Genomic DNA, 24,455 nt, shown 5'->3' with positions numbered 1-24,455 from the left:
GGTTTTCGGCGAATTGGGGGACACTGCGCACGGGTCATCTGGAGGGACGCCCGTGCGCACCACTCGTCGCGCCTTGATCATCGTTGTCGCTGCGGCCAGCGCTGCGCTGGCGGGGTGCGGGCTGCTGCCTGATCGTCTGATGGGCCGTTCGATGTCGGTCGCGCCTGCACCCGGTCAGGTCGAGCCCCTGCATGCGGCCGCCGTCGCCAACGATCAGGCGGTGTTCTGGGTCAGCTCCAACGGCTGTACGGTGAAGGATGACCTGATCCCGGTGGTCCAGCAGCGCGTGGGCCGGGCGATCATCACCCTGCGCCGGGTCAAGCCCGACGACTGCACCTCGCCCCAGGTCGGGGGCGTCGAACTGGTCTGGACCTTCGACGAACTGGGCCTGAAACCGGGGCAGGCGGTGTCGGTCGAAAACCCCTATCAGCTGCCGCCCAGCTGACAGCCTAGGACCCAGCGGTTGGTCGCCGACAGCCGGTAGTGTCTCAGTTTAAAAACTGCGTGTTGGACTCATGCTGCTACTCAAGTTGCAGACCGCAGTGGCCGGGTTCTTTATCGCCCTCGCTCAAATGCCCTCTTTGGTCGCGATCATTGCGGCTGTGACAATCGCGGCTCTGATAGCTGCCCTTCAACTGTGGCAGGCCCGACGCGCCATTCCGCAGGGTTCGTGGTTTGGAATAGTGCCGATCTATATCGCTCACGTTCTGATCGCTCTTGCGCTCGAAGCAGCAGGTTACCTGCTCGGACTGGGGCTCATGATTTCAAACTGAGACACTGCGAAAAAACCGCCTCGCTTGACTCGTGGACTCTCGACGGCGATTCGCAAATCAGCCTACGATTCGCATCGGGGTCGGCGTTAACCGTTCTTAAGGTTTTGCGCGGTTAACGTCCGAACAAGGTTACCCGCAGCCTATGTGGGGCCATCAGATTTAAGCTTTGCCTTGGAGGGGCGTTGATGCGCGTTCTGTTGATTGAAGACGATCACGCGACCGCCCAGAGCATTGAGCTGATGCTCAAGTCCGAGGGCTTCAACGTCTATACGACGGACCTGGGCGAAGAAGGCATCGATCTGGGCAAGATCTATGACTACGACCTTATCCTGCTCGACCTGAACCTGCCCGACATGAACGGCCTGGAAGTCTTGCGCCAGCTGCGCGTCGGCAAGGTCAATACGCCGGTCATGATCCTGTCGGGATCCAGCGAGATCGAGACCAAGGTCAAGACCTTCGGCGGCGGTGCCGACGACTATATGACCAAGCCCTTCCACAAGGACGAGCTGATCGCGCGCACCCACGCCGTGGTCCGTCGCTCCAAGGGTCACGCCCAGGCCATCATCACCACCGGCGAGATCTCGGTGAACCTGGACGGCAAGACGGTCGAGGTGAACGGTCACCGTGTCCACCTGACCGGCAAGGAATATCAGATGCTGGAGCTGCTCTCGCTCCGCAAGGGCACGACCCTGACCAAGGAAATGTTCCTGAACCACCTGTACGGCGGCATGGACGAGCCCGAGCTGAAGATCATCGACGTCTTCATCTGCAAGCTGCGCAAGAAGCTGGCCACGGCCGCCGGCGGCAAACACTACATCGAGACCGTCTGGGGACGCGGCTATGTCCTGCGCGACCCGTCGGAAGGTGCCGCTCAGAGCGCCGCCGCCTAAGACACGACTTCAGGGAAGAAGCGACCCAACGCCCGCCGGGAAACCGGCGGGCGTTTTGCATGGGGCATGGACGGCCCGGTGGCGGCTACGTCGGCAGCGATCTGCTCGCGCTCAGTCTCAGCTCAACAAGGCGCCTGCCGCCCCGGCCAGGGCCATCGATCCGGTGAAGGCCACGATCGTCAGGGCGAATGCAGGCAGGGGCCTCAGGGTCGCTTCACGGCGCAACCAGGCCCACTGAACCCCCAGATACCAGACCGTGGTGCCCAGGATCACGGCGGTGCCCGCCAAGGTCGCCGCCTCACTGGGGTGGCGGATGCCCAGAAAGCCCAGGCTGACCAGAATGGCCGTCGCGCCCGACAGATAGCATTGAGCAAAGAAGGGCGTACGCAGGCCTTCGCGATCAATCCGCTTGCCCGTCAGCCGCAGGACCAGCCAGGCAAAGACCAGTCCAGGCAGGCCGAAAATCAGCGCCCGAAGCGCAAGTAATGCCTGCTCGTTATGGACGACGTATTGCGCGATCTCCGATCTGGCGCTCGACACCTCCAGTCCGAACGCAAAGGCAGCGCCATGGGCCAGCAGAATGCTGAGCACCAGAAACAGCGGCGGGCTCAGCGTTTCCAGATACTGCTTGTCCGGTTTGTCCTTCTGCTCGCGGTCCGAATAGGCCATCGTCTGAAGCGGGCGCCGCAGCGTCTTCCACAGGGTCAGCGGATAGCACAGCAGCTAGGCCATGACCTCATACAGAAGTTCCTCGACCGAACGCAGGATGGTCAGGACATTCATGGGTCACCCTGCCTAGGTTGCCGCCCTGAACGCTCGTGACAGGACCACCGCCATCGGGTTGGCATTTCCGGCGCCGTCGAAGGGCAGGGGGCGGTCCTTGCCGTCGTCCTTTTCGCCCTGGCGATACCAGCTGTCGGTGTCGCGCAGGCCCCAGACGGTGAAGGCGAACCGCTGGGCGGCCGGCAGGGCGACGAAGGCTTCGGCCAGTTCGGTGACGCGATCGACCTGGCGCGCCATCCGCTCGGCGATCGAGCGCAGATCCAGCGGATTGTCGGTGCGCAGGGTGACGTCCAGTTCCGACACATGGATGGGCAGGCCGAACTGGGCCAGTTCACGGATGAAGGCCGCGATCACGCCGTCGGGCATGTCGATCCACAGATGCGACTGGGTGCCCAGGCCCTGCAGCGGGCATCCCGCCTTCAGCAGCCGCTCGACCAGCTTCAGATACTGCGTTCCCTTGGCCGGTATGCCTTCCAGATTGTAGTCGTTCAGGAACAGGATCGCATCGGGATCGGCGGCCTGGGCCTTTTCAAAGGCCCGCAGGATATAGCCGTCCTGGCCATAGCGCCGCGACCAGTGACAGTCGCGCAGGCCCGAGCCGTCGTCCAGGATCGGCTCATTGACCACGTCCCAGCTGCGCGCGATCCCGCGATAGCGGCCGGCCACCGTGGCGATATAGCCGTCGAAGGCCCGGTCGAAGGCGGCGTTGTCCAGGCCGGTGAAGGCTTCCTCACCCTGGGCATACCAGATCAGGGTGTGGCCATGCATGGGCAGGCCCTCCGCCTTGGCCCAGGCGGCCAGGCGGTCGGGACCATCGAACCGGGGACGGGCCAGTCCATCGGCCAGGATGTATTCCATCTTCATCTCCCATTCCGGCGTCAGCTGGGAGATGTGGGTCCGGGCCAGGGCGACCCAGGCCGGATCGGCGATGTGATCGGTCTTGAACGCCGTCCCAACCGGGAAGGGGGCCGCCTTCAACGGAGGAATGGCGGCCGGAACAGGGGCCGCTGTGGCGAAACGCTCGCAGGCTGCCAATGCAAGAGGGGCGGTCAGCAGGGCGCGGCGCGTGGTCATCGACTTCAGCCCGCGCGGCGCCGCAGTCCCAGTTCGTCAAAGGCGGCGGTCTCGCGCTTGCCGGCAGCAATGACGGCGTTCAACCGGGTCAGTTCGGCGACATGCTCGAACTTCTTCAGCTCTTCGAACGCGCTGGTCAGGGCGTCGCGCGCCCCTTCCTCTTCGTGGTCCAGAACCGTCAGATCGGCCTCGGCCGCGCCTTTGCGCAGCTTCCAGCCGTGCAGATAGCTTTGCAGCAGCATGGCCGCGTCGGCATCGGCGCGGGCGCGTTCGCGCTCGATCTCGACCTCGGCGTCCAGCACCGCCAGCCGCATCTCGGTGCTGGCCCGGCGTGCCGTGATCTCGGCCAGACGCTTCTGCAGCGTTTCGACCTCATAGTTGGAGATGCGGATCAGCGATTGTGCCCAGGCGGTCATAGTCAGGAAACTCCGGTCACTGGATCATGCCCTGGTTCAGGATTGCTTCCAGGCGGGTAAAGGAATCGGAAAGAGACGTGTGATCGTCCTTGTCCTGGCCCAGGAAATCTTCGAGGGCGGGGTTCAGGGCGATGGCGCGGTCCACGATCGGGTCGGCGCCGGTCCGGTAAGCGCCGATGCGGATCAGCTCTTCCATATTGGCATAGGCGCTGAGGCACTGGCGCGCGCGGCGGTTCAGTTCACGCTCGGGCGGGGTCTGACAGCCGGGCAGGGTACGGCTGACGGACTTCAGCACGTCGATGGCGGGAAAGCGTCCCCGTTCGGCGATCTTGCGGTCCATGACGATGTGGCCATCCAGGATACCGCGCACGGCATCGGCGATGGGCTCGTCATGGTCGCCGCCGTCGACCAGGACGGTGAACAGGGCGGTGATCGGTGCGGCCGTGGTGCCGTCGGGGCGCACCGGCCCCGGCCCGGCCCGTTCCAGCAGCTTGGGCAGTTCGGTGAAGACGGTGGGGGTATATCCCTTGGTGGTCGGGGGCTCGCCTGCGGCCAGCCCGATCTCGCGCTGGGCCATGGCAAAGCGGGTGACCGAGTCCATCAGGCACAGGACTTCCAGATCCTGGTCCCGCATATATTCGGCGACCGCCATGGTCATATAGGCGGCCTGGCGACGCTTCAGGGCCGGTTCGTCGCTGGTGGCCACGATGACGACGGCGCGGCGCAGACCTTCTTCGCCCAGGGTCTCCTCGACGAATTCGCGCACCTCCCGGCCCCGTTCGCCGATCAGGCCGACCACGACGACGTCGCACGTCGCCTGACGCGCCAGCATGGACAGCAGCACCGATTTTCCGACGCCCGATCCGGCGAAGATGCCCAGGCGCTGGCCCCGGCAGGTGGTGGTGAAGACGTCCATGGACCGGACGCCCAGATCGAGCCTTTCACCCACCCGGCCGCGCGAATGGGCCGGGGGCGGCGGGGCGCGCAGGGGATAGGCGGCCGGGCCGGTCGGCAGGGGGCCCTTGCCGTCGATGGGGGTGCCAAAGGCGTCGATGATCCGGCCCATCCAGGCCGTGGTGGGCCGCACGGCGGCGGCCTGGTCGATAATGCGGATATCGGTACCGGGGGCCACGCCCTCGACCGGGCCGAAGGGCATCAAGAGGGCCTTGGCATCGCGAAAGCCTACGACCTCGGCGGGCAGGGGGGCCATGCCGCGCCGCCCGATCTCGGCGCGGGCACCCACGGCCAAGCGAGACAGGCCGCCACGGGATTCGATCAACAGACCGCTGACCCCCGCGACCTTGCCGGTCACCACCAGGGGGTCGATCGCCTCGATAGCCTTGACCAGACTGTGCACGCCACATCCCCGAAACCTGGGATCAGGGATGGGCGATCGTGGTTAACGCGCCGTAAAGGCTCATCGACAGGCTGCCTGGGTCAGGAGCCTCCAGTGGAGTCCCCACCGGCAGCGGTCATAACTTCCGCTTCGCCTGTCGCGCAGACGTCCAGCGTGGGGGCGACCCAGGCCAGTTTGGCCTCTTCGGTGACCGGTGCAGTATTTGTTGGCGTATTCATGGTCGCTTTCCCGTCACTGGGCCTGTCGTTGAGGGACCAATGATAGCTCAACAGGCGGGCGGTGACCATCGGCGACAGACAGAAAGCGGTGGCCAGGACTAACGACCCGTAAAAATCCATGGCCCGCATGATGCAGCCGGATCGTATGCGGCCTCGGCCGAGCCCGGATCGGCACGGATCAGTCGTGCGCCGGGTCATTTCGGGACGGTGACGATGGGTGCCGACGGCCAGCCGCGACCTTGCCGGTCACCACCAGGGGGGCGATCGCCTCAATGGCCTTGACCAGACGGTGCACTCCACATCCCCGAAACCTGAGGATCAGGGATGGGCGATCGTGGTTAACGCGCCGTGAACGCCTGTTCGCAAAGGGCCTGCCTCAGGAGCTTTGATAGCTATCCCCACCCATGCCGGTTTGGACTTCTGCCTGGTCCATCGCACAGACCTCCAGCGAGGGGGCAATCCAAGCAAGTTTGGTCTCGGGGATCGGTGAGGGTTGCACTGTCGGAATCATGGCCGGTTCCATCCGCGGCGGTATAACTAACGAAAGGATGTACCCCCAAGGGAGTGACGGCCGAGACAAATGAGCGAACGGGAGCATCATGGCCGATGCTCCCGCGTGACCTTGGCCGTCACCGCCAGGGGTCAGTCGTCTCGGTGGCTTTGGGGATACGAGCGCCGCATCCCCAAAGCTTGGGATCAGGAGAAGATGCTGGCATCCCCGGTGCCGGACGAGCCCGCTTCGGCATTCTCTGCGGGTTGGAACTCGAGTTTCGGCGCGGTCCAAGGCAGGCGGTTTTCGGTTTCAGCGACCCGGTCAGCCGTCTGGATTTCGACTTCGGTTTTCATTTCGATCCCCTCGGGCATGGGTTGCCAGAGACCTGCGACCGAGGTCGGCCGACAGGACACGATAGCCAGCTAAGCTTTCACACAGAAGCGTCGCTTAATGCAGATCGCCGAAGTTGGCTAGACGGTTTGCTTGTTGACGCCAGGGCCCAATCCGCGGTCGGGGGGGCAGACGCCCGCTGGATGCGACCCAATCGGAAGGGCCCGCGTGGGCGCTTCAAGAGAATGCCAGGCCGTCCGAAGCGCCACCAGCATTAAACTCCGCTTCGCTTGCCGTGCAGACGTCCAGCGTGGGGGCGACCCAGGCCAGTTTGGTGTCTTCGGTGATCGGCTCAGCCTGGCCTGCAGCAGTCATAATCGCGTCCCGTATCTGGTGGGGTCTGTGGTAGATCAACGATAGCCCGAGAAGGTTGGGGTGGCTATGGGGGACAGGGGCAGTCCGGCTCCGCCTGACGACCCGTCAAAATCCATGGCCCGCATGATGCAGTCGGACCTGGTGCGGCCTTGGTCGCGCCCGGAATGGCACGGATCCGTCGTGCGCCGGGTCATTGCGGGACGGTGACGATGGGTGCCGACGGCCAGGTGGGTCAGTTTGCGACGACAAGGGCCAGGGAACGGTTGCCCGTTCCGCCGGTCCTGATCGACGCGGTTGCGCGTCCGGACGTTCAGGATGCGGTGTTTGCCTATTTGCGGATCACCGATCCCCGGCTTCAGGGCGCGGCACTGACCATGCTGCGGTCTCTGGCCGGAGTCTGACCTAGGCGGCGGCTCAGGACGCGAACAGCGGATCCGATGGATCGAAGGCCTGGCCTCAGCCTCGGTCGCCAGCATGACATCCAGCACGGGGGCGATCCAGGTCGCCCTGTCGGCGGTGGGGGCAGTGTCGGTCTGGGGCAGAACAGTCATGGCTCGAATCACCGGCGGTCATGGGAATGGCCACGCTTAGACCACGGCGATGTTCGGATGTCAGTGGCGGCGACAGCTGTGCTGTCGCCGCGCAAAGACTGGAGGCCTGGCCTCCGAGTCGAACGGAGGGTTTGCGGGTTTGCACACCCGTCGCGTAGCCACTCCGCCACCAGGCCGTGTCGAGAAGCGATCCCGGTATCGGCCTTGGCCTGTCACCTTGCAAACGCTTGCGCCAAGATGGCGAGTTTTAGCTGTATTTTGGTTCGATTTCGCCTGGTGCGGACGATATCGTGGTTAATCCATGCGGAAATCAGAAGTCCATCCGCACAGAGACCCACAGACGGCGCGGCTCCTGATTGTTGGTGTATTCCGGCGCATAGAGGACCGGGGTGCCATAGGGCAGCAGGCTGACGAAATCCTTGTCGAAGACATTGTAGACGACGGCGTTCAGCGTGACCCGGTCCGTCAGGTCATAGGCCCCACCCAGGTGGAAGACCTCATAGGCCTTGTAGTCGCCCAGGGCGTCGCGAGCGGCGCCTGCGCCGCGATAGCGTTCTGACCGGTATTCGCCCCGCACCCAGGCCGACAGCCGATCGGTCGCCTGCCAGTTCAGGGCCGCATTGACCATGTGCTCCGGCGTGTCCGTCAGAGGCAGGCCGGCAGAGGCCCCCGACTTCTGCTCGCTGTCGGTGTAGGTGTAATTGCCGCTGACGGACCAGGCGTCGGCAAAGGCCCAGCGGGCGTTGACCTCGACCCCGCGCGTGACCGCCTCGTCGATGTTGACGCTCTGTCCGAAGGTGGCGGCATTGGGGAAGAAGCCGACGTCGGTGCATCCGGTCTGGTTGTAGTTGCCCGCCGCATAGTCGGCCGCCGACACCCCGAAGGCACAGTTCACCAGCGGAGGACCGGCGGCGATCTTGTCCTCGAACTGATTGTCGAACAGGGTCAGGCTGGCACGGAAGTCATCGCGATTGTCATAGAAGAAGGCGACCTCGGTCGCGGTGCTGGTCTCGGGCTGCAGGCCGGGCGAACCCAGCAGCGGCAGCCGCCCCTGCTGACCGAAGCCGTTGATGCCGGGGGCCAGCTGTTCCAGACGCGGGGTCTTGAACCCCTGGCTGACGCCGCCCTTGATGGTCCAGTTGGGGGTGGCGTTCCACACCAGATAGGCGCGCGGACTGAAGTGATCGCCAAAGGTGGAATGGTCGTCGTATCGCCCGCCCAGCGTCAGGGCCAGGGTGTCGGACAGGCGCCACTCGTCCTCGGCAAACAGGGCCCACTGGGTGAACTCGAACGGGGCCGGGGCCACGCCGTCGGTCATGGTGGCGTCCCAGTACTGGCCGCCCAGGGTATAGGTGTGGTTGCCGAACTGCGACGAGAATTTGGTGTCCAGGATGAGACTCTCGGTCTCCAGATCGCGCGGACCGCCGGCGCCTGGAACACCATTGGGAATGATCCGGCCGATCGTCTCGGTGCGGCCCCAGGACAGGGTGTTCTGAAGCTCGCCGAAGCCCAGACGCCAATCGTGCGCCAGGACCGCCTGGTCGCGGTTGAACTCCAGCGCATCGCCGTATCCACCGGCCGTGGTCGAGGTGCCCAGCTGGCTGTTGGCGTTGTCGTACCACTGGCGCGCCACATCGAGGTCCAGCCACAGGTCGTGGTCGGCGTGGGGCGTGAAGCTGAGGCGCGCGCCGAGGGTCCAGATCTCGCTCTCGGTCGCGCTGCGGCCAAAGCCGGTGACCGGGGCGGGGGTGCCCGCGACGGTGTCAAACGTCAAAGAGGACTGTTCGCGGGTCAGATAGCTGCCCCTGACCGCCAGACCCAGCAGGCCCGAGACCAGCGGCCCATTGGCATAGACATCGCCGCCGTACAGATTCCCGAACTCGTCGTCCGACTGCAGGGTGGCATTGGCTGCGACCGTGCCCTGCCAGGTTTCGCCGACCTTCTTGGTGATGATGTTCACCACGCCGCCGATGGCGTCGGACCCATATAGGGTCGAGACCGGCCCGCGCACCACCTCGATCCGCTCGATCGCCGAGACGGGCGGCAGGAAGCTGGTGGAGGTCTCGCCAAAGCCGTTCGGGGTGACGCTGCCGGCCGTATTCTGGCGGCGGCCGTCGATCAGGATCAGCGTGTAGTCCGACCCCAGGCCCCGGATGTTGATGTTCAGGCCGCCGGTCTTGCCGACCGCGCCACCGATGTCGACGCCCGGGATATCGGCCAGGATTTCGGCGATCGATCCGGCGCGCTGGCTGCGGATCTCCTGTCCCGAGATCAGGGTGATCGAGGCCGGGGCCTGTTCAATCCGCTGTTCGAAACCGGAGGCGGTGACCACCAGATCGTCGACGCGGGTCGCCTCCTGGGCCTTGGCCGACAGGGCCAGAGCAGACGCGCCGAGCATCAGGACGGCGGCGAGGGAGGTGGAGCGGAACGACATGGGAGGGCCTCATCAACTTGCGAGCGCCTCTCATTTGCTAATTGAGAACGAATTGCAAGTGCAAATGTGGCGTGAAGGCGACGAAGCGTCACCGTGATGCGGCTGTGCCGCGATCGGGTGGTTTTCCGCCGTTATCCCAGGCGAGCCTTCCCCCTGCTGTGGGGGCAAGGCGGACAGGTAGGCTGCGACCTGCGCTGGCAGGCGCTGACAGGAGAAATGGCTGCCGCGCCCCTTGCATCGGTGGCGGAGGGCTTATCTTGTGGACCACCCCAGATTTCGTGGAGCTCCCCCATGTCCATTGCCGCCTATGATCCCTCGCGCCATGCCAAGGCGGGGCGGGGCAAGGTCTATGACTCCATCGTGGATACGATCGGGGACACGCCGCTGGTGCGCCTGCCGCGCCTGTCGGCCGAGCTGGAGCCGAAGGCGACGGTGCTGGCCAAGCTGGAGTTCTTCAACCCCATCGCCTCGGTCAAGGACCGGATCGGTGTGGCCATGGTCGAGGCGCTGGAACAGGCCGGTCACATCGGACCGGACACGGTGCTGATCGAGCCCACCAGCGGCAACACCGGCATTGCCCTGGCCTTTGTGGCGGCGGCCAAGGGGTATCGGCTCATTCTGGTCATGCCGGAATCCATGTCGATCGAGCGGCGCAAGATGCTGGCCCTGCTGGGGGCGGAACTGGTGCTGACGCCGGCCGAAAAGGGCATGAAGGGCGCTATCGCCATGGCCCAGGAACTGAAGGAGCGCACGCCGGGAGCGGTCAGTCCCTCGCAGTTCGACAACCTGGCCAATCCGGCCATTCACCGGGTGACCACGGCCGAGGAAATCTGGGCCGACACGGCCGGGGCCGTGGACATCGTCGTGGCCGGCGTCGGCACCGGCGGCACCATCACGGGCGTGGGTCAGGCGCTGAAGGCCCGCAAACCGTCCATCCGGATGATCGCCGTGGAACCGACGGACAGCCCGGTCCTGTCGGGCGGAGAGCCCGGGCCGCACAAGATCCAGGGGATCGGCGCGGGCTTTGTGCCTTCCATCGTGGACCGCTCGGTGATCGATGGCGTGGAGCGGGTCTCGAACGACGACAGCTTCGCCATGGCGCGGCGCGCGGCACGGGTGGAAGGCATCCCGGTGGGCATCAGTTCAGGGGCCGCCCTGACCGCCGCCTTCCGCCTGGCCGCCCTGGACGAGAATGCGGGAAAGACCATCGTGGCCATCATCCCGAGTTTCGCCGAACGCTATCTGTCGACGGCACTGTTCGAGGGACTGTGACGGGGCGTCAGGCCCCGTAGGTGCCGCCCAGGAAGCCGATGACCAGCAAGGGAACCGACGTGACGAACTGGGCGATGACAATAACCAGGCCAAGGACCATCGCCTTGATGATGCCCATCGCCCAGTTCGAGAACCACCGCCCGCGCCCGGCCCGCAGGAAGCCATAGATCGTCAGGGCGACGAATATGGGCATCGACCAGGCGATGAGGCGCGGATCGAACATCAGCAGGGTCAGGGGCAGGAAGGGGACCGTCAGGACATTCAGGAAGACGAAGGTGGCCCGGAAACCTTTGCGCCAGCCCAGGTCGTCCGGGTCCCACCAGCGCAGAAAGGGTGTCAGCACCAAGGCATAGATGGCCGACCCAATCGGAACGATCGCCAGGCTCATCCAGCCATCGGCATCAGCCAGGAATTCTTCAAGCGTCTTGCCGGCGTTGTCGGCCAAGGCCTCCATCGCCCCCGGCGGCACCCCCTCAAACATGCCCTCCATGCCGCCGAACAGGAACATCATCAGCATCATGATGGCGTTGAGCGCCAGATACAGCCGCAGTGGCCGCGCCAGCGTCCCGTCGGCCGTCGGACCCAGGGTCATATAGAGTTCGAGGCTGCGGCGGGGGCGAACCAGCATGGCCCAGGCCGTTCGGACCTCCAGCAGGCCGAAGCCCATGGTGTCCTCGGCCAGGTCATGAAGGCCACCGTCCCTGGCCGACCGACGAGGCGGAGGGGCGTCCTTGGCATCGGTCATCAGGGCATTTTCCGGGGATATTCAGAGTCAAACCAGATAGCCGACAAACGGGGCGGACGGTCAAGGTCGTTCGGGACGACGGGGCCCTCACGCCCGGTTAACCGGCGCGGGCCTATGCTGGCAGCGACATGTCAGAGCCAGCGGCCATTTCCGCCTCGCCTGAGCCCCAGCCGGGGCTGAGGGCGCGCCATGCGCTGTTGAAGCGCCTGGCCGATGTCGTCTCCCTGCCTGCCAGCCGGATCAACGCCTTTGAACGGGCGGTCACCGGCGACCTGCTGGTCGAAATGCTGCGCCTGGCCGAGCCGCGCGAGCGCAAGCGGGTGGCGATGCGGATCGCCCCTCTTGCCGAACTGCCCAACAGCCTGGCGCGGATGCTGCTGAGGGATGATCCCGAGATCGCAGGCCTGTTGCTGGATCAGTGTGCGTCGCTGAGCGATGCCGACCTTGTGGCCTGCGCGCGTGACACGACGACCCAGCACCGGTTTCTGATGGCCAGTCGCCGCGGCCTGTCCGAGGTGGTGACCGAGACGCTGATCGGGTTCAACGAGCCGGAGGTGATCGAGGCGGTGCTGCGCAACGGCTCGGCCCGCCTGTCGCAGGTCGGGATCGAGTCGGTGGTCAGCCTGAGCCGAAAGTCGACCCACCTGTGCCTGTGGCTGTTGCGACGCCCGGAACTGCGCCCGTCCGGGGCCTATGTGATGTTCTGGTGGTGCGGGGCCGAAGACCGCCGCACGATCCTGCAGCGCTTTGCCGTATCGCGCGAGGCGATGCAGGAGGTGTCCGAAGACGTCTTTCCAATGATGGCGGCCGAGAACTGGGCCGATCCGGTGGCCCGAAAGGCCCTGCAGTTCATCGAGCGACGCCAGAGAAACCGCGCCGCCATCACCAAGAGTCCGTTCGACAGTCTGGAACAGGCGGTCGCGACCGCCGCCCGTGACGGCCTGAACCGCGAGGTGGCGTCCGAGATCGCCTTTCTGGCCGGTGTGAAGCCGCTGACGGGGGCCAAGATCATGGGCGATGTCGGCGGCGAACCTCTCGCCATCCTGTGCAAGGCCACGGGCATGGGACGCGGCGATCTGCTGGCCCTGTGGCGGTCGATGCGGCGGCCGGAGACGGCTGCAGACGGTTCGCCCCACCCGGACTGGGAGCGGGTCCAGATCACCTATGAAATGCTGGCGGTGGACCGGGCTCAGACGGTGCTGCGTTACTGGAACTGGTCCCTGTCATCGGCCCTCACACCGGCCCTGATGAAGGCCATCCGCGACGGCGAGGACGAAACCGCCGACGATTATTCGGCTCCGGAGCGCGCGGCCATGATGGCCTTGGCCCAAGACTTCGGTCGTTGATCACGGACAGCCAAGCTGTCGTCACCTATTCTGAATAGGCTGCAACTGTATTTGTACGGGGGCTGTGCATTGCTTTTAGCGGGGATCGCTTCTATGGAGCGGGCACGATGATCGTGATTCTCGATCAATAAAAACGCTCTGATGAAGCAAAGGTCCGCCATGGAAGACAAGTCCGAACTGCTGGAAATGACCGCAGACATCGTTTCTGCCTATGTCGGCAACAACAGTGTCTCGGCCGATGCCCTGCCTGGGCTGATCGCCAATATTCACGCTGCCCTTTCGCAGGTTTCGACCGGCGCCCCCGAGCCGGAGCCCGAGGTCAAGGAACCTGCCGTGCCGATCCGCAAGTCGATTGCGGCTGACTATCTGATCTGTCTGGAAGACGGTCGCAAATTCAAGTCGCTGAAGCGGCATCTGCGTACCAAGTACAACATGAGCCCCGAGGACTATCGGGCCAAGTGGGGCCTGGCCAAGGACTATCCGATGGTCGCCCCCAACTATGCCAAGGCCCGGTCGGACCTGGCCAAGCAGATGGGTCTGGGTCAGGGCGGCCGCAAACCCGCCGCCACGGGCCGCGCCAAGAAGTAACTCGGTCCTAGGGATCGACAGAGACGCCCGCTCCTGGTGACAGGGGCGGGCGTTTTTCGTTCAGGCCGCCGCCGCGCCGCGTCGCATCCGCCAGAAGCGCAGGGTGCGCAGGGCCGCCTCGCGGGTCAGTTCGGCATACATGCGGGCATAGGCGTGCGCCTTGCCCATGGCATCGCCGTCGTCGTTGAGCAGCACGACCGCATAGGTCAGGAACAGCGCCCGATCCAGGTCGGCGGCGCGGCAGACCACGGCCAGGGCGTCCAGCTCGCGGCGCTCCACGATCCGGCTGGCGGTGTGGAAATCGATGTCCGACAACTGGGCCAGGGCGATCAGGAAGGAGGTCTTGCCACCCGAGCGCAGGAAGCGGGCCAGCATCTGGGGCGTCAGCTGACCTGCGGCCTTCAGCTCTTCGACATAGGCCAGGCAGTCGGCATAGTCGGCGGGCAGGGCTCCGTCCTGGGTCGCGACCTTGGCGCGGCCGGCCGCCAGGGCGCTTTCCAGCAAGGCGGGATCGAGGCGGGCGTTCTGTTCGAGGATCTGCTGGCGCAGCCGCGCCTCGACCACGAAATACATGTCGTTGAGCAGATCGGGCGGCAGGCTGGCGCGCTCGACCGTGGCGGCGTGCAGGTTCGGGCTGGCCTTGGCGCGTTCCACCACCGCCTCGGAGGCTGCGCGCGACAGGCGGGCCCCATCGTTGCGAAGCAGGGTGTTCAGGGTCTGGTCGTCGCCCCGTTCGACGATGGCTTCGGACACTGCCTCGGACACCGAGGCACGGGCCGAGACGGCGCGCATGTGATCCTGGCCGCGGGTGCGGACCACGCCCAGCAGATCGTCATCGGTCAGAACCGGGGACTGGCGCAGCACCGGCTCGGCGACCTCGGCGGTGTCCAGGGCCAGGCGGCGGATGAGGACGGCGGGGGCATCGGCGATAGGGGCAAAGCGGGCGGCCATTTCTCGGCGGACCGCGACCTCCATGTCCGCCGACAGTTCGGCCAGGACGACGCCGTACAGACCCTGTTCGGCCGGGGTCTGGGTGGTGTGGCCGAAGAAGTGATCGGTCAGTTCGCGCAGCAGGGCCCGCCGGTTCTCGCTGGACGGGTTTTTGGCCAGGGCGATCAGGTCGGGCAGACGCGAGCCCGGCGCGGCGTTCGGCTGACTCATGGCAGGTCGGAGTCCGTGGCAGCGGGGACGGGCACCAGCCGGCCCTGGGCGTTGCGCGCCATCTGCGGCGCTGCGGGCGGCTCTGCCAGGTCCTCGGTGGCAGGGGCATCGCCCAGCTCTATAGGCACGGCATCGAGATAGATCTGTTCCGGCATGGCGATCTGGTCGGGCTGGCGACCGGCTTGACGGTGGACGGAATAGTATCGCGAGCCCTGACGCGGGGCATCGGGACTGGCGGAGGTGGCGACGACGGCGCCGGATCCGGCGGGGGGCGCGCTGCCGTTCCCGGCGACGGTGTCGGGTGATGCGGCATCGCGCTGGATGCGGAAGATCGGCGCATCGCGACGTGGAGCCATGGGGTCGTCGACGGGCTGGTCGGGGACGCTCGGCGCCGTTGTCTCTGTTCGGGCCGGGGGCTGAGCCGCCGGGCGCGAAGCCACCGCCACCTCAGCCGAGGTGAAGCGCGGGGCAGGGGCAGGGGCAGGGGCAGGGGCTGGGGCGGGGGCCTGCCGCGCGGGCGCAGAGACAGGGGCGGGTGCAGGCATCGGCGCGGGCGGCGGCGTCTCTATCGCGGCCGGACGATTATCGGACACCGCCGGCTGGCTGTAGCGGGGGCCGCCCATCCACGCTCCAGCGGGCGTCAGGCCGGTTCGGGGAGCGGGGCTGGTGACAGGGCGATAGGGGCTTTCGGCCACGCGCGTCGCCGAGCCGGTTCCCGCATCGGCGCCGGCGTGGGGAATGATGGGCGAGGGACGGCGCAGGTCGCTGCGCCCGCTGACGCCGGACTGGGGGCGGGCTTCGCTTCGCTGAGGCTGAGCGGTGACGGTGGGGGCCGGGCGACCCGACCACGACAAATAGCGCAGGCCTGCCCCCTGGCCGTCACGGGCCGGGGGTTGCTGGGCCATGGCAGGCGCGCCGATCCCCAGACCCGCACACACGGCCAGGGTGGAGACGAGGAGGGGGGCGCGACGCAAGGACAACTCCCGCTGTGACAGCATGAGAGCGGTACCTTAGCCGGGGCGGGCTTAACCTGCCGCTAACGCGCGCCCAGACCGGAACGGCGGCGCACCCACCCCTCCACCGCCGCCACCGCGGCATTGAGCGCCAGTCCCATGACCGCCAGCCAGACCAGGGCGGCCAGAAGTTCTGCGGTGCGCAGGCGGTTGCCGGCTTCCAGCAGGCGCCAGGCGAGCCCCTGGGTGGCACCGGAACCGGAAACGAACTCGGCCACCACCGCCCCGATGACCGCCAGACCAACGGCCACCCGCAGTCCCTCCAGCACGAAGGGCAAGGCTGAGGGGATCCGCAGCCGCCACAGTCGTTGCAGGGGCGTGGCTCCATACAGGTCGAACAATCGCTCCAGATCCGGGTCTGCCGACTTCAGGCCGGTCAGCACCCCCGAGAACAAGGGAAAGAAGGCGACGGCGGCGGCCAGGATCACGACGGCCAGATCGGCATTGTCCAGGCCGACCCAGATCAGCACCAGAGGAGCGATCGCAACGACGGGGGTGACCTGAAGCGTGACGGCCAAAGGGGCGACGGCCCGCTCGGCCCGGCGGCTGAGCGACACCAGAACGGCCAGGCCGCCCCCCAGAGACCCGGCCAGCAGCAGAGCCTGGAACGCCATGCGGAAGGTCTGGGCCGCTGACGCTGCCAGCACGGGTGCCCGCTCGACCAGCGCCTCTGCGACGGCGCTGGGCGGCGGCAGAAAATAGGAGGGCACGGCCAGGGCGCGGCAGGCGATTTCCCACACGATCAGCAACACGGCGGTGAGCAGGAGAGGGGGCAGGGCGCGGGTCATCGCGCCTCTCCCATCGCTGCTTCCAGGGCACCGGCCACGGCCTCGACCGCAGCGCGATAATCGGCCTCGGTGCGCCAGCCATCGGGCCGCGGCAGGAGACCGGGACAGGGCAGGTCAGCGGTCACGCGGCCGCTTGCGGAGGACAGCACCACGACACGATGGGCCAGATAGACGGCCTCTTCCACATCGTGGGTGACGAAGACGATGGCAGGCGGTGCGGCGCGGGCGGCCCACAGCCGATGGATGTCCTCGATCAGGCGACGGCGGGTGACCGAGTCGAGGGCGGCGAACGGCTCATCCAGCAGCAGCAGGTCGGGGGCGGTGACCAGGGCCCGGGCCAGGGACACCCGCATGGCCATGCCGCCGGACAACTGATTGGGGCGGGCATCGCTGCGGTCGCCCAGACCGACATCGGCCAAAGCCTGAACGGCGCGCTGACGCGCCGCGTCCCGGGCCAGACCCGACAGTTCCAGCGGCAGGGCGACATTGGCGGCCGCATCGGCCCAGGGCATCAGGGTGGGGCTCTGAAATACAAAGCCGGTTCGCCCCGGTCCGGCGGCCCGGGTCAGCGTCCCTTGCGAGGGCCGCTCCAACCCCGCCAGCAGCCGCAAGGTGGTCGACTTCCCGGCCCCCGACGCCCCGACCAGGGTCACGATCTCTCCAGCCGCAACGGCGAGGTCGATGGGCCCCAGGGCCTTGCCGGGGAAGTGAACGCAGACGTGGGAGAGGGCGGCGGCGGTGTCAGCCACGGCCCGGCAGGTACTGGGTCGTGAAGGCGTCGCGCCAGTTCAGGTTGGGGGGATAGACGCCGGCCTGGGCGGTGACGTCGAAGAAGGCCTGCCAGCGCTCGTTGGTCATGGCGCCCAGGCCGTAGAGGGCGGCATCTCCGCCATCGACGATGCCGTTGACGCGCAGCTTTTCCCTGGCCTGGGTCAGGACGTCCTGGGTCATGTCGGGATTATCGCGGCGGATCAGGGCGTCGGCGGCGCTGGCATCGCCGTGGATATAGTCGCGCCAGCCTTCCGCCGAGGCCGCGATGAAGGACCGCAGGGCGGCGGCATTGTCGCGGGCAAAGGCATTGGGAGCCAGCACCATGGTCGCATAGGAGGGATAACCCTCGTCGGCCAGCAGGAAGACGCGCGGCTCGAACCCGGCGGCCTGTTCGATCGAATAGGGCTCGCTGGTCAGATAGCCCTGCTGGACCGCGCGCTCATCGGCGATGAAGGGGGCGGGGTTGAAGGTGTATTTGCGGACCTGATCGTCGGTGAAGCCGTACTTCGCCTTCAGCCAGACCCAGAAGGCGGTGATCGAGGCATCGGCCAGCAGGAATGGCCGCCCGGCCAGGTCGGCGATCCCGGTCAGGGCCTCGTCCGGATGGGCGATCAGGACCTGGGGGTCTTTCTGGAAGAAGGCGGCGACGGCCTTCACCGGGGCCCCTTCGGCGACGAGGTTCAGGGGAATAAAGCTGTTGGAGCCCATGCCCAGCTCGACGCTGCCGGTGGCCAGCAGTTGCGGCACGTTCACGCCGGGCCCGCCCTGGACGATCTGGACGTTCAGGCCTCGCTTCTCATAGGCCCCGGTGGCCAGGGCCTGATAGAAGCCGCCATGCTCGGCCTGGGCCCGCCAGTCGGTGGCGAAGCGCAGACGCACCCGTCCCTGTTCGTCGATGGGGGCCTCCGTCCGGTCGCAACCGGCCAGGGCGGTCACGGTGGTGGCGATGCCGCCCGCCAGGATCAGACGTCGACTGGTGATCGCAGGGCCGGAAACGGGGCGAGTCGGGGATGGCGGCATGGCCGGAACCTAAGCCGATGGGCGGGCGAAGGAAAGGCGGGGTTCGGGCGGGACGGGCACGTCACGCGGAGCCGCCCGCAGAAAGACGGCTCTAGCCCGCCAAGGCTTCCCGTTTTGCCTCCAGCTCCAGCCATTCCTCTTCGGCGGCGGCGAGTTTGGACTGGGCGGCTTCGAGGGCCTTCATGGTGGAGGCGAAGCCGGAAGGGTCGCGACTGTAGAAGTTGACGTCGGCCAGGCTCGCTTCGTGGCCGGCGATGGTCGCGGGAAGCTCCTGGATCAGGGCGTCCAGTTCCTTGAGGCGGTGGGTGTCCTTGAAGGAGAGCTTTCCGGGCTTGGTGCGGGCCGCTGCCTCCCCGGCGGGGGACGCCGACGGAGGCGCAGCCGACGCTGGGCGGCTGGAGCCAGCCGAGGCGGCGCCGGGTTGCGAGGTCGCCACCGCTCCGTCGCTGCGCGACGACCCTCCGCCGGAGGAGGCAGAGGCGCTGAGGAAGCCCGGGTTCTGGCGAATGAAGTCGGTCCAGCCGCCGGGGGTTTCCACGATGTCGCCACGGCCGTTCATGCCGATGGTCGAGGTGGCCAGGCGATCGACGAAGTCGCGGTCGTGGCTGACCAGGATCAGGGTGCCGTCGTAGGATTCCAGCAGCTCTTCCAGCTTGTCGAGCGTGTCCATGTCCAGATCATTGGTCGGCTCGTCGAGCACCAGCATATTCGCCGGCTTGGCCAGGGCGCGGGCCAGCAGGAGCCGGTTGCGCTCTCCGCCCGACAGGGTGGAGATGGGCTGGCGAAGCTGGGCCTCGGAAAAGAGAAAATCCTTGGCATAGGCGGCGACGTGCTTGGACACGCCGCGCACCAGGATGCTGTCCCCGCCGCCGGGGGTCAGGGCATCCCACAGGGTCATGTCCGAGCGCAGCCCCTCGCGCGACTGATCCAGATAGACGGGTTCGAGGTTGGCCCCCAGTTTCACCGTGCCCTCGGTGGGGGTCAGTTCGCCCAGCATGATCTTGACCAGGGTCGTCTTGCCCGCGCCGTTGGGGCCGACGATGGCCAGGCGGTCGCCGCGGATAATACGGCTGGTGAAGGGCTTGATGACGGTGCGGTCGCCGAACCGCTGGCTGATGCCTTTCAGGTCGGCCACCAGCTTGCCCGAGGTGGTGCCGGAATCGACGCCCAGCTGAAGGTCGCGAGGCAGGTCCTTGACCCGCTCGGCGCGGTCGGCGCGCATGGCCTCCAGAGCGCGGGCGCGGCCCTCGTTCCGGGTGCGTTGCGCCGTGATGGACCGGTAGAAGGTATAAGTCTCGCGCTCGATGGCCTTGTTCAGACGGCGCAGGGACTCGGCCTCTTCCTCGGTGACCTTGGCGGCCCATTCGTCAAAGGCGTCGAAGCCCTTGTTGAGGGTGCGGACCCGGCGGCCTTCCAGCCAATGGCAGGACTGGGTGACACGGTTCAGGAAGGCGCGGTCGTGGGAGACGATCAGGGTGGCGCAGCGGGCGTCGATGATTTCCTTTTCCAGCAGCTCGATCGCCAGGATGTCCATATGGTTGGTCGGCTCGTCCAGCAGCAGTAGGTCCGGCTCTTCGGCGAAGGCCTTGGCCAGGGCGGCACGGCGGATCTCGCCCCCGCTGAGGCCCTTGGTCGATTTCTGCGGGTCCATGCCGAAGGTGGTCAGCCAGGCCTCGGCCGTCCAGGGCTCGGCCTCGCCGGAGCTGGCGTAGTCCAGCAGGGTGTCGCCCGCGATGAGCGGCTCCTGGGGGACATAGGCGAACCGGACGCCGGCCTGCATGGAGCGGGTGCCGCTGTCGGGCTCGATCAGACCCATGACCACCTTCATCAGGGTGGACTTGCCCGCGCCGTTGCGGCCGACAAGGCAGGAGCGGGTGCGCGGCTCCAGCGCCAGATCGACGCCGTCGAACAGGGGGCGGGGCCCGTCCTGAAGACGGACATCCTTGAGGGCGACGAGGGGCGGACGGGGAGAGGAGCGGGGAGCCATGGGAAACCTAAATCCTCCACCGCAAAGCGGGGGAGGGGGACCGCGGAGGCCGCTTGGCCGACGGGGTGGAGGGGGCGGAAGCGGGGCTGATCTAGGGGGTTTGAGGCGGAGTTTCCATAGGACACGTCGCGAATGCGTCCGCCCCCTCCACCGCAAGCGGTCCCCCTCCCCCGTGAAGAACGGGGGAGGATTATTGAGGTGACACGAGCGACCATACGAAGACAGCCGCAGCATCTGGGTCACGCAGGACATCGACGGCCGGAATGCGGACGACCTTGATGCCTTGGTCGCGAAGCCAGACGTCGCGACGAGCGTCGCGATCCGACTGATCGTTGTGAGCTATGCCGTCGATCTCGATCGCCAGGCGGCGATCCGAGCAATAGAAGTCGAGGATGTAGGGGCCGATCGGATGCTGGCGACGAAAGGCCGGGCGACCTGGCTGGCGCTGGCGCAGTCGGCTCCATAGCGCCGTCTCGGGCGGAGTCATCGTCCGGCGGAGACTTTTGGCGCGCTTCTGGGTAAGGACAGGCGCTCTCATGTTTCAGATATCAAGTCATCGCTGGTCCATCGGCAACCGCTACCTACTTCAGCGGGAGAAGGAACATGCGCGATCCGGGTCGGCGCGGGCCAAGGCCGACACCCAGTCTGGGGTCACCCCCTCCACCGTTTTGTGGTCCCCTCCTCCCGTTTCACGGGGGAGGATGGGATGACTTTCTGGCAAACCAAATCCCTGACCGAGATGACCCGGGAGGAGTGGGAGAGCCTGTGTGACGGGTGCGGGCTGTGCTGCGTGATCCGTTTCGAGGACGAAGATACGGGGGAGGTGATCCCGACGCGGGTCCACTGCAAGCTGTTCGATCCGAACAGCTGCGCCTGTTCCGACTATACCAACCGACGCGAGCATGTGCCCGACTGCATCAAGCTGACGCCCTGGAACATCGAGGCGCTGGAGTGGATGCCCAAGTCGTGCGGGTATCGCCGGATCCACGAGGGCAGGGACCTGGCCGACTGGCATCCGCTGGTGTCGGGGTCGCCCGAGACTGTGCATTCCGCCGGGGTCTCGGTGAGGGGGCAGACGATCTCGGAACTGGCGCTGGCGACGCCGGAGGACGCGCTGGACTTTGAGGCACCGGACTGGGTTGCCGAACGCGGAATGGGTTGAGCACTAACGTTTTTTTGTCGATTGGCGTGCATCGTCCCAGCAGTTGTTGGGGAGCGTAGCGTGACGACAAGACCGGCAAAAGCTGGCGAGGCGGCGGAAAGTGCACTGGACCGGCTGGTCCATCTGGCCTGTACCGCATTGGGCACCCCGATGGGGTTGGTTTCGATCCTGGGAGAGCAGACGACGGCCTTTTGTGCCGTCGTCGGGACCGACCTTCAGGAATTGCCGACCGAAGTCAGCGTGACACGGGCGTTGGTCGAGATGGGCAGCGATGCCGTACTGGTGATCGGCGATGCCTTGAACGACCCCAGGTTCTGCCGTCATCCCATGGTGACGGGGCCTGAGGCGATCCGCTTCTATGCCGGGGCCACGGTCCGTCGCCGCGACGGCGTGGCGGTGGGGGCCATCGGGGTCATGGACCGCGTCCCGCGCGACGGGCTGACCCCCGATCAGATGGTGACGCTGAAACGGCTGGCGGCGCTGAGTGGCGATCTGGTGGACCAGATGATGGTCGAGCAGACGCAGGCCGAGCAGCTGCAGATGCTGCAACTGGCCGAAAGCATGGCCGGGGTCGGTCACTGGCGCTGGGACGTGACCACGAACCGGGTCAACTGGTCGGATGAGGTTTACCGCATTCACGCCCTGGATCGCGCCAGTTTCGATCCTTCTCTGGACAGCGCGGTGGGGGCCTATCACCCGGAAGATCAGGTCCGGTTGAATGCCCTGATCGAACACTCCCTGGCGACGGGAGAGGGGTACGACTTCGAACTTCGCATCATCCGCGCCGATGGAGCGGAAAGAATTACGCGCGCCAAGGCCGTGTGCGAAACCGACGGGACAGGACGCGTTCGGGCCATGTTCGGTGTGTTCCAGGACGTCACGGAGGATGTGCAGGCCCAGGCAGCCGTCACGGCAAGCGAAGCGCGATACCGTTTGCTGGCCGACAATGCGACCGACATCATCGCCACCTATAGTCTGGATGGCCGGTTTGGGTATGTCTCGCCGTCGGTGGAAGTCGCGACCGGCTATCGGCCTGAAGAGTTGATCGGTCGCCCGGTAACGGACTTCCTGTATCCCGACGATGTGCCGAGTGTGCTGAACGCCTTTCAGACCCTGTCGAGGGCTGGATCAGAGGTGGTTTCGGCGCGGATTGCGTATCGGGCTCGTCGAAAGAACGGCTCGCTGGTCTGGCTCGAGGCCCACCCCAGGCTGCTGCGCGACGCCGATGGGCAACCCATCGAATTCCACGATGTCACGCGGGACATCACCCATACCAAGGCGCTGGAAGAGCAGCTGACCCTGGCTCGCGACAAGGCAGAGGCCGGAGCGCGGGTGAAGTCGGAATTCCTGGCCAATATGAGCCACGAACTGCGGACACCCCTGACCAGCGTGATCGGCTTTTCGGGCCTGCTGCAGTCCAGCAAGGCGTTGCCGCAGGCCGAGCGGCTGTATGCCGACCGGATCGCGACCTCCAGCGAGGCGCTGTTGAGCGTCATCAACGACATTCTGGACTATTCCAAGCTGGAGGCGGACGCGGTCGAGCTGGATCCGCAGCCGTTCGATCCGCGCGAACTGGCTGAGAGTGCCGCCTCGATCGTCGAGGATCAGTGCGCCAAAAAGGGTCTGGCCCTGGTCGTGGCCGTGGCCGACGACCTGCCCGAAACCCTGATGGGCGACGCAAACCGGTTGCGGCAGGTTCTGCTGAACTTCCTGTCGAACGCGGTGAAGTTCACGGCAAAAGGCCAGATCACCCTGACGGTCGGAGGGGCGGCGACGTCGGAGGGCTGGCGACTGAAGGCCCAGGTGCGCGACAGTGGCATCGGCATTGCCGCCGACAAGATCGACGCCCTGTTCGAGCGCTTTGCCCAGGCCGATGCCTCGACCACGCGAAACTATGGCGGCACGGGTCTGGGACTGTCGATTTCGCGCCGGCTGATCGAGATGATGGGCGGCGAGATCGGAGCCGAAAGCCAGGCGGGCGAAGGTTCGACCTTCTGGTTCGAGGCCAGCCTGCCCCTGGCCCATGCAGAGTGGACGGACCTGGCCGAGATCGAGCCCGTGGCCATGCCGACGGGCGCTCGGTTGCTGATGGCGGACGATACGGCGGCGAACCGCGAGCTGGTCACGGTCATGCTGGGCGGGTTCGGTCTGACGGTGGACACGGCCAGCGACGGGGCTGAGGCGGTCGAGGCGGTTCGCAGCCGGGACTATGACCTGGTGCTGATGGATGTGCATATGCCGGTGATGGATGGCCTGGCGGCGACGCGGGCGATCCGGGCGCTGGGCGGGGCGGCCGCGCGGGTGCCAATCATAGCCCTGACGGCCAATGTCCAGGCCGAGAATGTAAGGTCCTGCCTGGAAGCGGGCATGGACGACCATGTGGCCAAGCCGATCCAGGTCGCGGACCTGGTGGCAGCCATCGGGCGACAGTTGAGCCCGGCGAGTGATATGGAGTTTGGAGTGAGGCACGGCGTATGACGACGCTTCTGATCGTCGAGGACGACCCTTTGATCCGCGAGATGATGGACATCTCCATTAGTCAGGCTGGCTATGGCATCGTCACGGCCGGCTCGGGAGCCAGCGCCCTGGAGGTGCTGCGCCGACTGCGGGTCGATCTGGTCCTGCTGGATATCCATATGCCGGAGATGAGCGGACTGGACGTCCTGAAGGCCATGCGCAGGGCGGGGGTAGCAATGCCGCCGGTGCTCATGGTCACGGCCAATACCAGCGCCGACGCCGTGAAGGAGGCGATGTATCTGGGCTGCGTCGGCTATGTGGCCAAACCCTTTGCGCCCGAAGCACTGCTGGCGCGGGTGCGACGGGTTCTGAAGCCAGCCCAGCCCGGTTCGCTGGCCCGTCGGGAAGCGGCACCGGACGCGCGCGTGCTGGAAATCTGACGCTGTGGTAC

Annotated in this window: 25 protein-coding genes; 10 read left to right on the top strand and 15 right to left on the bottom strand. The window is 66.4% G+C overall.

The genetic code is table 11. From position 1 onward, the window contains the following. Nucleotides 1-52 precede the first annotated feature (52 nt). The 3 genes from JIP62_RS05670 to ctrA all read left to right on the top strand — a co-directional run bounded on the left by JIP62_RS05670 (nucleotide 53) and on the right by ctrA (nucleotide 1,663). The gene (locus JIP62_RS05670; RefSeq protein WP_201103930.1) at nucleotides 53-445 is read left to right on the top strand and encodes a hypothetical protein; all 393 of its coding nucleotides are present in this window, start codon (nucleotides 53-55) and stop codon (nucleotides 443-445) included. Nucleotides 446-515: 70 nt separating this feature from the next. Continuing rightward, a complete protein-coding gene (locus JIP62_RS05665) occupies nucleotides 516-773 on the top strand; it encodes a hypothetical protein (RefSeq protein WP_201103929.1) in 258 nt (85 codons plus the stop codon). Nucleotides 774-958: 185 nt separating this feature from the next. Beyond that, nucleotides 959-1,663, top strand: coding sequence for a response regulator transcription factor CtrA (gene ctrA, locus JIP62_RS05660; protein WP_201103928.1), 705 nt, complete (start codon nucleotides 959-961; stop codon nucleotides 1,661-1,663). 117 nt (nucleotides 1,664-1,780) lie between these two features. Here the strand turns inward: ctrA and JIP62_RS05655 are convergent, their stop codons facing one another. The 6 genes from JIP62_RS05655 to JIP62_RS05630 all read right to left on the bottom strand — a co-directional run bounded on the left by JIP62_RS05655 (nucleotide 1,781) and on the right by JIP62_RS05630 (nucleotide 6,709). Continuing rightward, on the bottom strand, nucleotides 1,781-2,332 hold the full coding sequence (locus tag JIP62_RS05655) for a hypothetical protein (protein WP_201103927.1): 552 nt from the start codon (nucleotides 2,330-2,332) through the stop codon (nucleotides 1,781-1,783). 126 nt (nucleotides 2,333-2,458) lie between these two features. Continuing rightward, the gene (locus JIP62_RS05650) at nucleotides 2,459-3,520 is read right to left on the bottom strand and encodes an endo-1,4-beta-xylanase (RefSeq protein ID WP_201103926.1); all 1,062 of its coding nucleotides are present in this window, start codon (nucleotides 3,518-3,520) and stop codon (nucleotides 2,459-2,461) included. Nucleotides 3,521-3,525: 5 nt separating this feature from the next. After that, the gene (locus JIP62_RS05645) at nucleotides 3,526-3,936 is read right to left on the bottom strand and encodes a flagellar export protein FliJ (RefSeq protein ID WP_201103925.1); all 411 of its coding nucleotides are present in this window, start codon (nucleotides 3,934-3,936) and stop codon (nucleotides 3,526-3,528) included. A 16-nt stretch (nucleotides 3,937-3,952) separates the two neighbouring features. Continuing rightward, complete coding sequence (gene fliI / locus JIP62_RS05640) at nucleotides 3,953-5,293, bottom strand: flagellar protein export ATPase FliI (RefSeq protein WP_201103924.1); 1,341 nt, start codon at nucleotides 5,291-5,293, stop codon at nucleotides 3,953-3,955. A 914-nt stretch (nucleotides 5,294-6,207) separates the two neighbouring features. Next, nucleotides 6,208-6,375: a hypothetical protein gene (locus tag JIP62_RS05635; RefSeq protein WP_201103923.1), complete on the bottom strand. Its 168-nt coding sequence runs from the start codon at nucleotides 6,373-6,375 to the stop codon at nucleotides 6,208-6,210. 196 nt (nucleotides 6,376-6,571) lie between these two features. After that, nucleotides 6,572-6,709: a hypothetical protein gene (locus JIP62_RS05630; protein ID WP_201103922.1), complete on the bottom strand. Its 138-nt coding sequence runs from the start codon at nucleotides 6,707-6,709 to the stop codon at nucleotides 6,572-6,574. Nucleotides 6,710-6,918: 209 nt separating this feature from the next. Between JIP62_RS05630 and JIP62_RS05625 the strand changes: the two genes are divergently transcribed. Continuing rightward, nucleotides 6,919-7,110: a hypothetical protein gene (locus JIP62_RS05625; protein WP_201103921.1), complete on the top strand. Its 192-nt coding sequence runs from the start codon at nucleotides 6,919-6,921 to the stop codon at nucleotides 7,108-7,110. A 460-nt stretch (nucleotides 7,111-7,570) separates the two neighbouring features. Here the strand turns inward: JIP62_RS05625 and JIP62_RS05620 are convergent, their stop codons facing one another. Continuing rightward, on the bottom strand, nucleotides 7,571-9,694 hold the full coding sequence (locus JIP62_RS05620) for a TonB-dependent receptor domain-containing protein (RefSeq protein WP_201103920.1): 2,124 nt from the start codon (nucleotides 9,692-9,694) through the stop codon (nucleotides 7,571-7,573). Nucleotides 9,695-9,985: 291 nt separating this feature from the next. On the opposite strand from JIP62_RS05620, the gene cysK reads away from it, so the two are divergent. Beyond that, nucleotides 9,986-10,966 (top strand): cysteine synthase A, encoded by a 981-nt coding sequence (gene cysK, locus JIP62_RS05615; protein WP_201103919.1) that lies wholly within the window; start codon nucleotides 9,986-9,988, stop codon nucleotides 10,964-10,966. A gap of 7 nt (nucleotides 10,967-10,973) precedes the next feature. Here cysK and JIP62_RS05610 read toward each other — a convergent pair whose 3' ends face one another. Next, nucleotides 10,974-11,711 (bottom strand): hypothetical protein, encoded by a 738-nt coding sequence (locus tag JIP62_RS05610; RefSeq protein WP_201103918.1) that lies wholly within the window; start codon nucleotides 11,709-11,711, stop codon nucleotides 10,974-10,976. A gap of 128 nt (nucleotides 11,712-11,839) precedes the next feature. On the opposite strand from JIP62_RS05610, the gene JIP62_RS05605 reads away from it, so the two are divergent. Together JIP62_RS05605 and JIP62_RS05600 are read left to right on the top strand one after the other, a co-directional pair. Further along, nucleotides 11,840-13,057 carry a DUF2336 domain-containing protein gene (locus JIP62_RS05605; protein ID WP_201103917.1) on the top strand — a complete coding sequence of 406 codons (1,218 nt, stop codon included), beginning with the start codon at nucleotides 11,840-11,842 and terminating at the stop codon, nucleotides 13,055-13,057. Between the two features lie 159 nt (nucleotides 13,058-13,216). Beyond that, on the top strand, nucleotides 13,217-13,645 hold the full coding sequence (locus tag JIP62_RS05600; RefSeq protein ID WP_201104592.1) for a MucR family transcriptional regulator: 429 nt from the start codon (nucleotides 13,217-13,219) through the stop codon (nucleotides 13,643-13,645). A 60-nt stretch (nucleotides 13,646-13,705) separates the two neighbouring features. Here the strand turns inward: JIP62_RS05600 and JIP62_RS05595 are convergent, their stop codons facing one another. From JIP62_RS05595 to JIP62_RS05565, 7 genes are all read right to left on the bottom strand, one after another. Then, nucleotides 13,706-14,806, bottom strand: coding sequence for a DUF2336 domain-containing protein (locus JIP62_RS05595; protein WP_201103916.1), 1,101 nt, complete (start codon nucleotides 14,804-14,806; stop codon nucleotides 13,706-13,708). Then, nucleotides 14,803-15,780, bottom strand: coding sequence for a hypothetical protein (locus JIP62_RS05590; protein ID WP_201103915.1), 978 nt, complete (start codon nucleotides 15,778-15,780; stop codon nucleotides 14,803-14,805). The genes JIP62_RS05595 and JIP62_RS05590 overlap by 4 nt, the downstream gene beginning before the upstream one ends. A gap of 62 nt (nucleotides 15,781-15,842) precedes the next feature. Further along, a complete protein-coding gene (locus tag JIP62_RS05585) occupies nucleotides 15,843-16,607 on the bottom strand; it encodes an ABC transporter permease (RefSeq protein ID WP_201103914.1) in 765 nt (254 codons plus the stop codon). Further along, entirely contained in the window at nucleotides 16,604-17,356 is a 753-nt protein-coding gene (locus tag JIP62_RS05580) for an ABC transporter ATP-binding protein (RefSeq protein ID WP_201103913.1), read from the bottom strand. The genes JIP62_RS05585 and JIP62_RS05580 overlap by 4 nt, the downstream gene beginning before the upstream one ends. Then, on the bottom strand, nucleotides 17,349-18,398 hold the full coding sequence (locus JIP62_RS05575; protein WP_201103912.1) for an ABC transporter substrate-binding protein: 1,050 nt from the start codon (nucleotides 18,396-18,398) through the stop codon (nucleotides 17,349-17,351). Before JIP62_RS05575 ends, JIP62_RS05580 begins: the two co-directional genes overlap by 8 nt. Before the next feature lie 91 nt (nucleotides 18,399-18,489). Further along, nucleotides 18,490-20,385, bottom strand: a complete 1,896-nt coding sequence (locus JIP62_RS05570) for an ABC-F family ATP-binding cassette domain-containing protein (RefSeq protein WP_201103911.1) — start codon at nucleotides 20,383-20,385, stop codon at nucleotides 18,490-18,492. 190 nt (nucleotides 20,386-20,575) lie between these two features. After that, complete coding sequence (locus JIP62_RS05565) at nucleotides 20,576-20,872, bottom strand: endonuclease domain-containing protein (RefSeq protein ID WP_230974878.1); 297 nt, start codon at nucleotides 20,870-20,872, stop codon at nucleotides 20,576-20,578. 219 nt (nucleotides 20,873-21,091) lie between these two features. On the opposite strand from JIP62_RS05565, the gene JIP62_RS05560 reads away from it, so the two are divergent. Genes JIP62_RS05560 through JIP62_RS05550 form a run of 3 tightly spaced genes read left to right on the top strand, consistent with a single transcriptional unit; the run spans nucleotide 21,092 to nucleotide 24,444 of the window. Then, a complete protein-coding gene (locus tag JIP62_RS05560) occupies nucleotides 21,092-21,547 on the top strand; it encodes a YcgN family cysteine cluster protein (protein ID WP_201103909.1) in 456 nt (151 codons plus the stop codon). 60 nt (nucleotides 21,548-21,607) lie between these two features. Further along, nucleotides 21,608-24,025: a PAS domain S-box protein gene (locus JIP62_RS05555; RefSeq protein ID WP_201103908.1), complete on the top strand. Its 2,418-nt coding sequence runs from the start codon at nucleotides 21,608-21,610 to the stop codon at nucleotides 24,023-24,025. Next, a complete protein-coding gene (locus JIP62_RS05550; protein WP_201103907.1) occupies nucleotides 24,022-24,444 on the top strand; it encodes a response regulator transcription factor in 423 nt (140 codons plus the stop codon). Before JIP62_RS05555 ends, JIP62_RS05550 begins: the two co-directional genes overlap by 4 nt. The last annotated feature ends 11 nt before the right edge of the window (nucleotides 24,445-24,455 follow it).

Source organism: Brevundimonas vitisensis (genome assembly GCF_016656965.1).
Classification (GTDB): Bacteria; Pseudomonadota; Alphaproteobacteria; order Caulobacterales; family Caulobacteraceae; genus Brevundimonas; species Brevundimonas vitisensis.
The sequence above is the reverse complement of the archived record's forward strand: the minus strand, read 5'-3'. Positions and strand labels throughout refer to the sequence as shown.

Excerpts from the sequence above, each read along its gene's own strand:
- JIP62_RS05665 (WP_201103929.1), top strand. The coding sequence starts at position 516 with ATGCTGCTACTCAAGTTGCAGACCGCAGTGGCCGGGTTCTTTATCGCC.
- ctrA (WP_201103928.1), top strand. The coding sequence starts at position 959 with ATGCGCGTTCTGTTGATTGAAGACGATCACGCGACCGCCCAGAGCATT.
- JIP62_RS05655 (WP_201103927.1), bottom strand. The coding sequence starts at position 2,332 with ATGGCCTATTCGGACCGCGAGCAGAAGGACAAACCGGACAAGCAGTAT.
- JIP62_RS05650 (WP_201103926.1), bottom strand. The coding sequence starts at position 3,520 with ATGACCACGCGCCGCGCCCTGCTGACCGCCCCTCTTGCATTGGCAGCC.
- JIP62_RS05645 (WP_201103925.1), bottom strand. The coding sequence starts at position 3,936 with ATGACCGCCTGGGCACAATCGCTGATCCGCATCTCCAACTATGAGGTC.
- JIP62_RS05635 (WP_201103923.1), bottom strand. The coding sequence starts at position 6,375 with ATGCCCGAGGGGATCGAAATGAAAACCGAAGTCGAAATCCAGACGGCT.
- JIP62_RS05630 (WP_201103922.1), bottom strand. The coding sequence starts at position 6,709 with ATGACTGCTGCAGGCCAGGCTGAGCCGATCACCGAAGACACCAAACTG.
- JIP62_RS05625 (WP_201103921.1), top strand. The coding sequence starts at position 6,919 with ATGGGTGCCGACGGCCAGGTGGGTCAGTTTGCGACGACAAGGGCCAGG.
- JIP62_RS05620 (WP_201103920.1), bottom strand. The coding sequence starts at position 9,694 with ATGTCGTTCCGCTCCACCTCCCTCGCCGCCGTCCTGATGCTCGGCGCG.
- cysK (WP_201103919.1), top strand. The coding sequence starts at position 9,986 with ATGTCCATTGCCGCCTATGATCCCTCGCGCCATGCCAAGGCGGGGCGG.
- JIP62_RS05610 (WP_201103918.1), bottom strand. The coding sequence starts at position 11,711 with ATGACCGATGCCAAGGACGCCCCTCCGCCTCGTCGGTCGGCCAGGGAC.
- JIP62_RS05605 (WP_201103917.1), top strand. The coding sequence starts at position 11,840 with ATGTCAGAGCCAGCGGCCATTTCCGCCTCGCCTGAGCCCCAGCCGGGG.
- JIP62_RS05600 (WP_201104592.1), top strand. The coding sequence starts at position 13,217 with ATGGAAGACAAGTCCGAACTGCTGGAAATGACCGCAGACATCGTTTCT.
- JIP62_RS05595 (WP_201103916.1), bottom strand. The coding sequence starts at position 14,806 with ATGAGTCAGCCGAACGCCGCGCCGGGCTCGCGTCTGCCCGACCTGATC.
- JIP62_RS05585 (WP_201103914.1), bottom strand. The coding sequence starts at position 16,607 with ATGACCCGCGCCCTGCCCCCTCTCCTGCTCACCGCCGTGTTGCTGATC.
- JIP62_RS05575 (WP_201103912.1), bottom strand. The coding sequence starts at position 18,398 with ATGCCGCCATCCCCGACTCGCCCCGTTTCCGGCCCTGCGATCACCAGT.
- JIP62_RS05570 (WP_201103911.1), bottom strand. The coding sequence starts at position 20,385 with ATGGCTCCCCGCTCCTCTCCCCGTCCGCCCCTCGTCGCCCTCAAGGAT.
- JIP62_RS05565 (WP_230974878.1), bottom strand. The coding sequence starts at position 20,872 with ATGACTCCGCCCGAGACGGCGCTATGGAGCCGACTGCGCCAGCGCCAG.
- JIP62_RS05560 (WP_201103909.1), top strand. The coding sequence starts at position 21,092 with ATGACTTTCTGGCAAACCAAATCCCTGACCGAGATGACCCGGGAGGAG.
- JIP62_RS05550 (WP_201103907.1), top strand. The coding sequence starts at position 24,022 with ATGACGACGCTTCTGATCGTCGAGGACGACCCTTTGATCCGCGAGATG.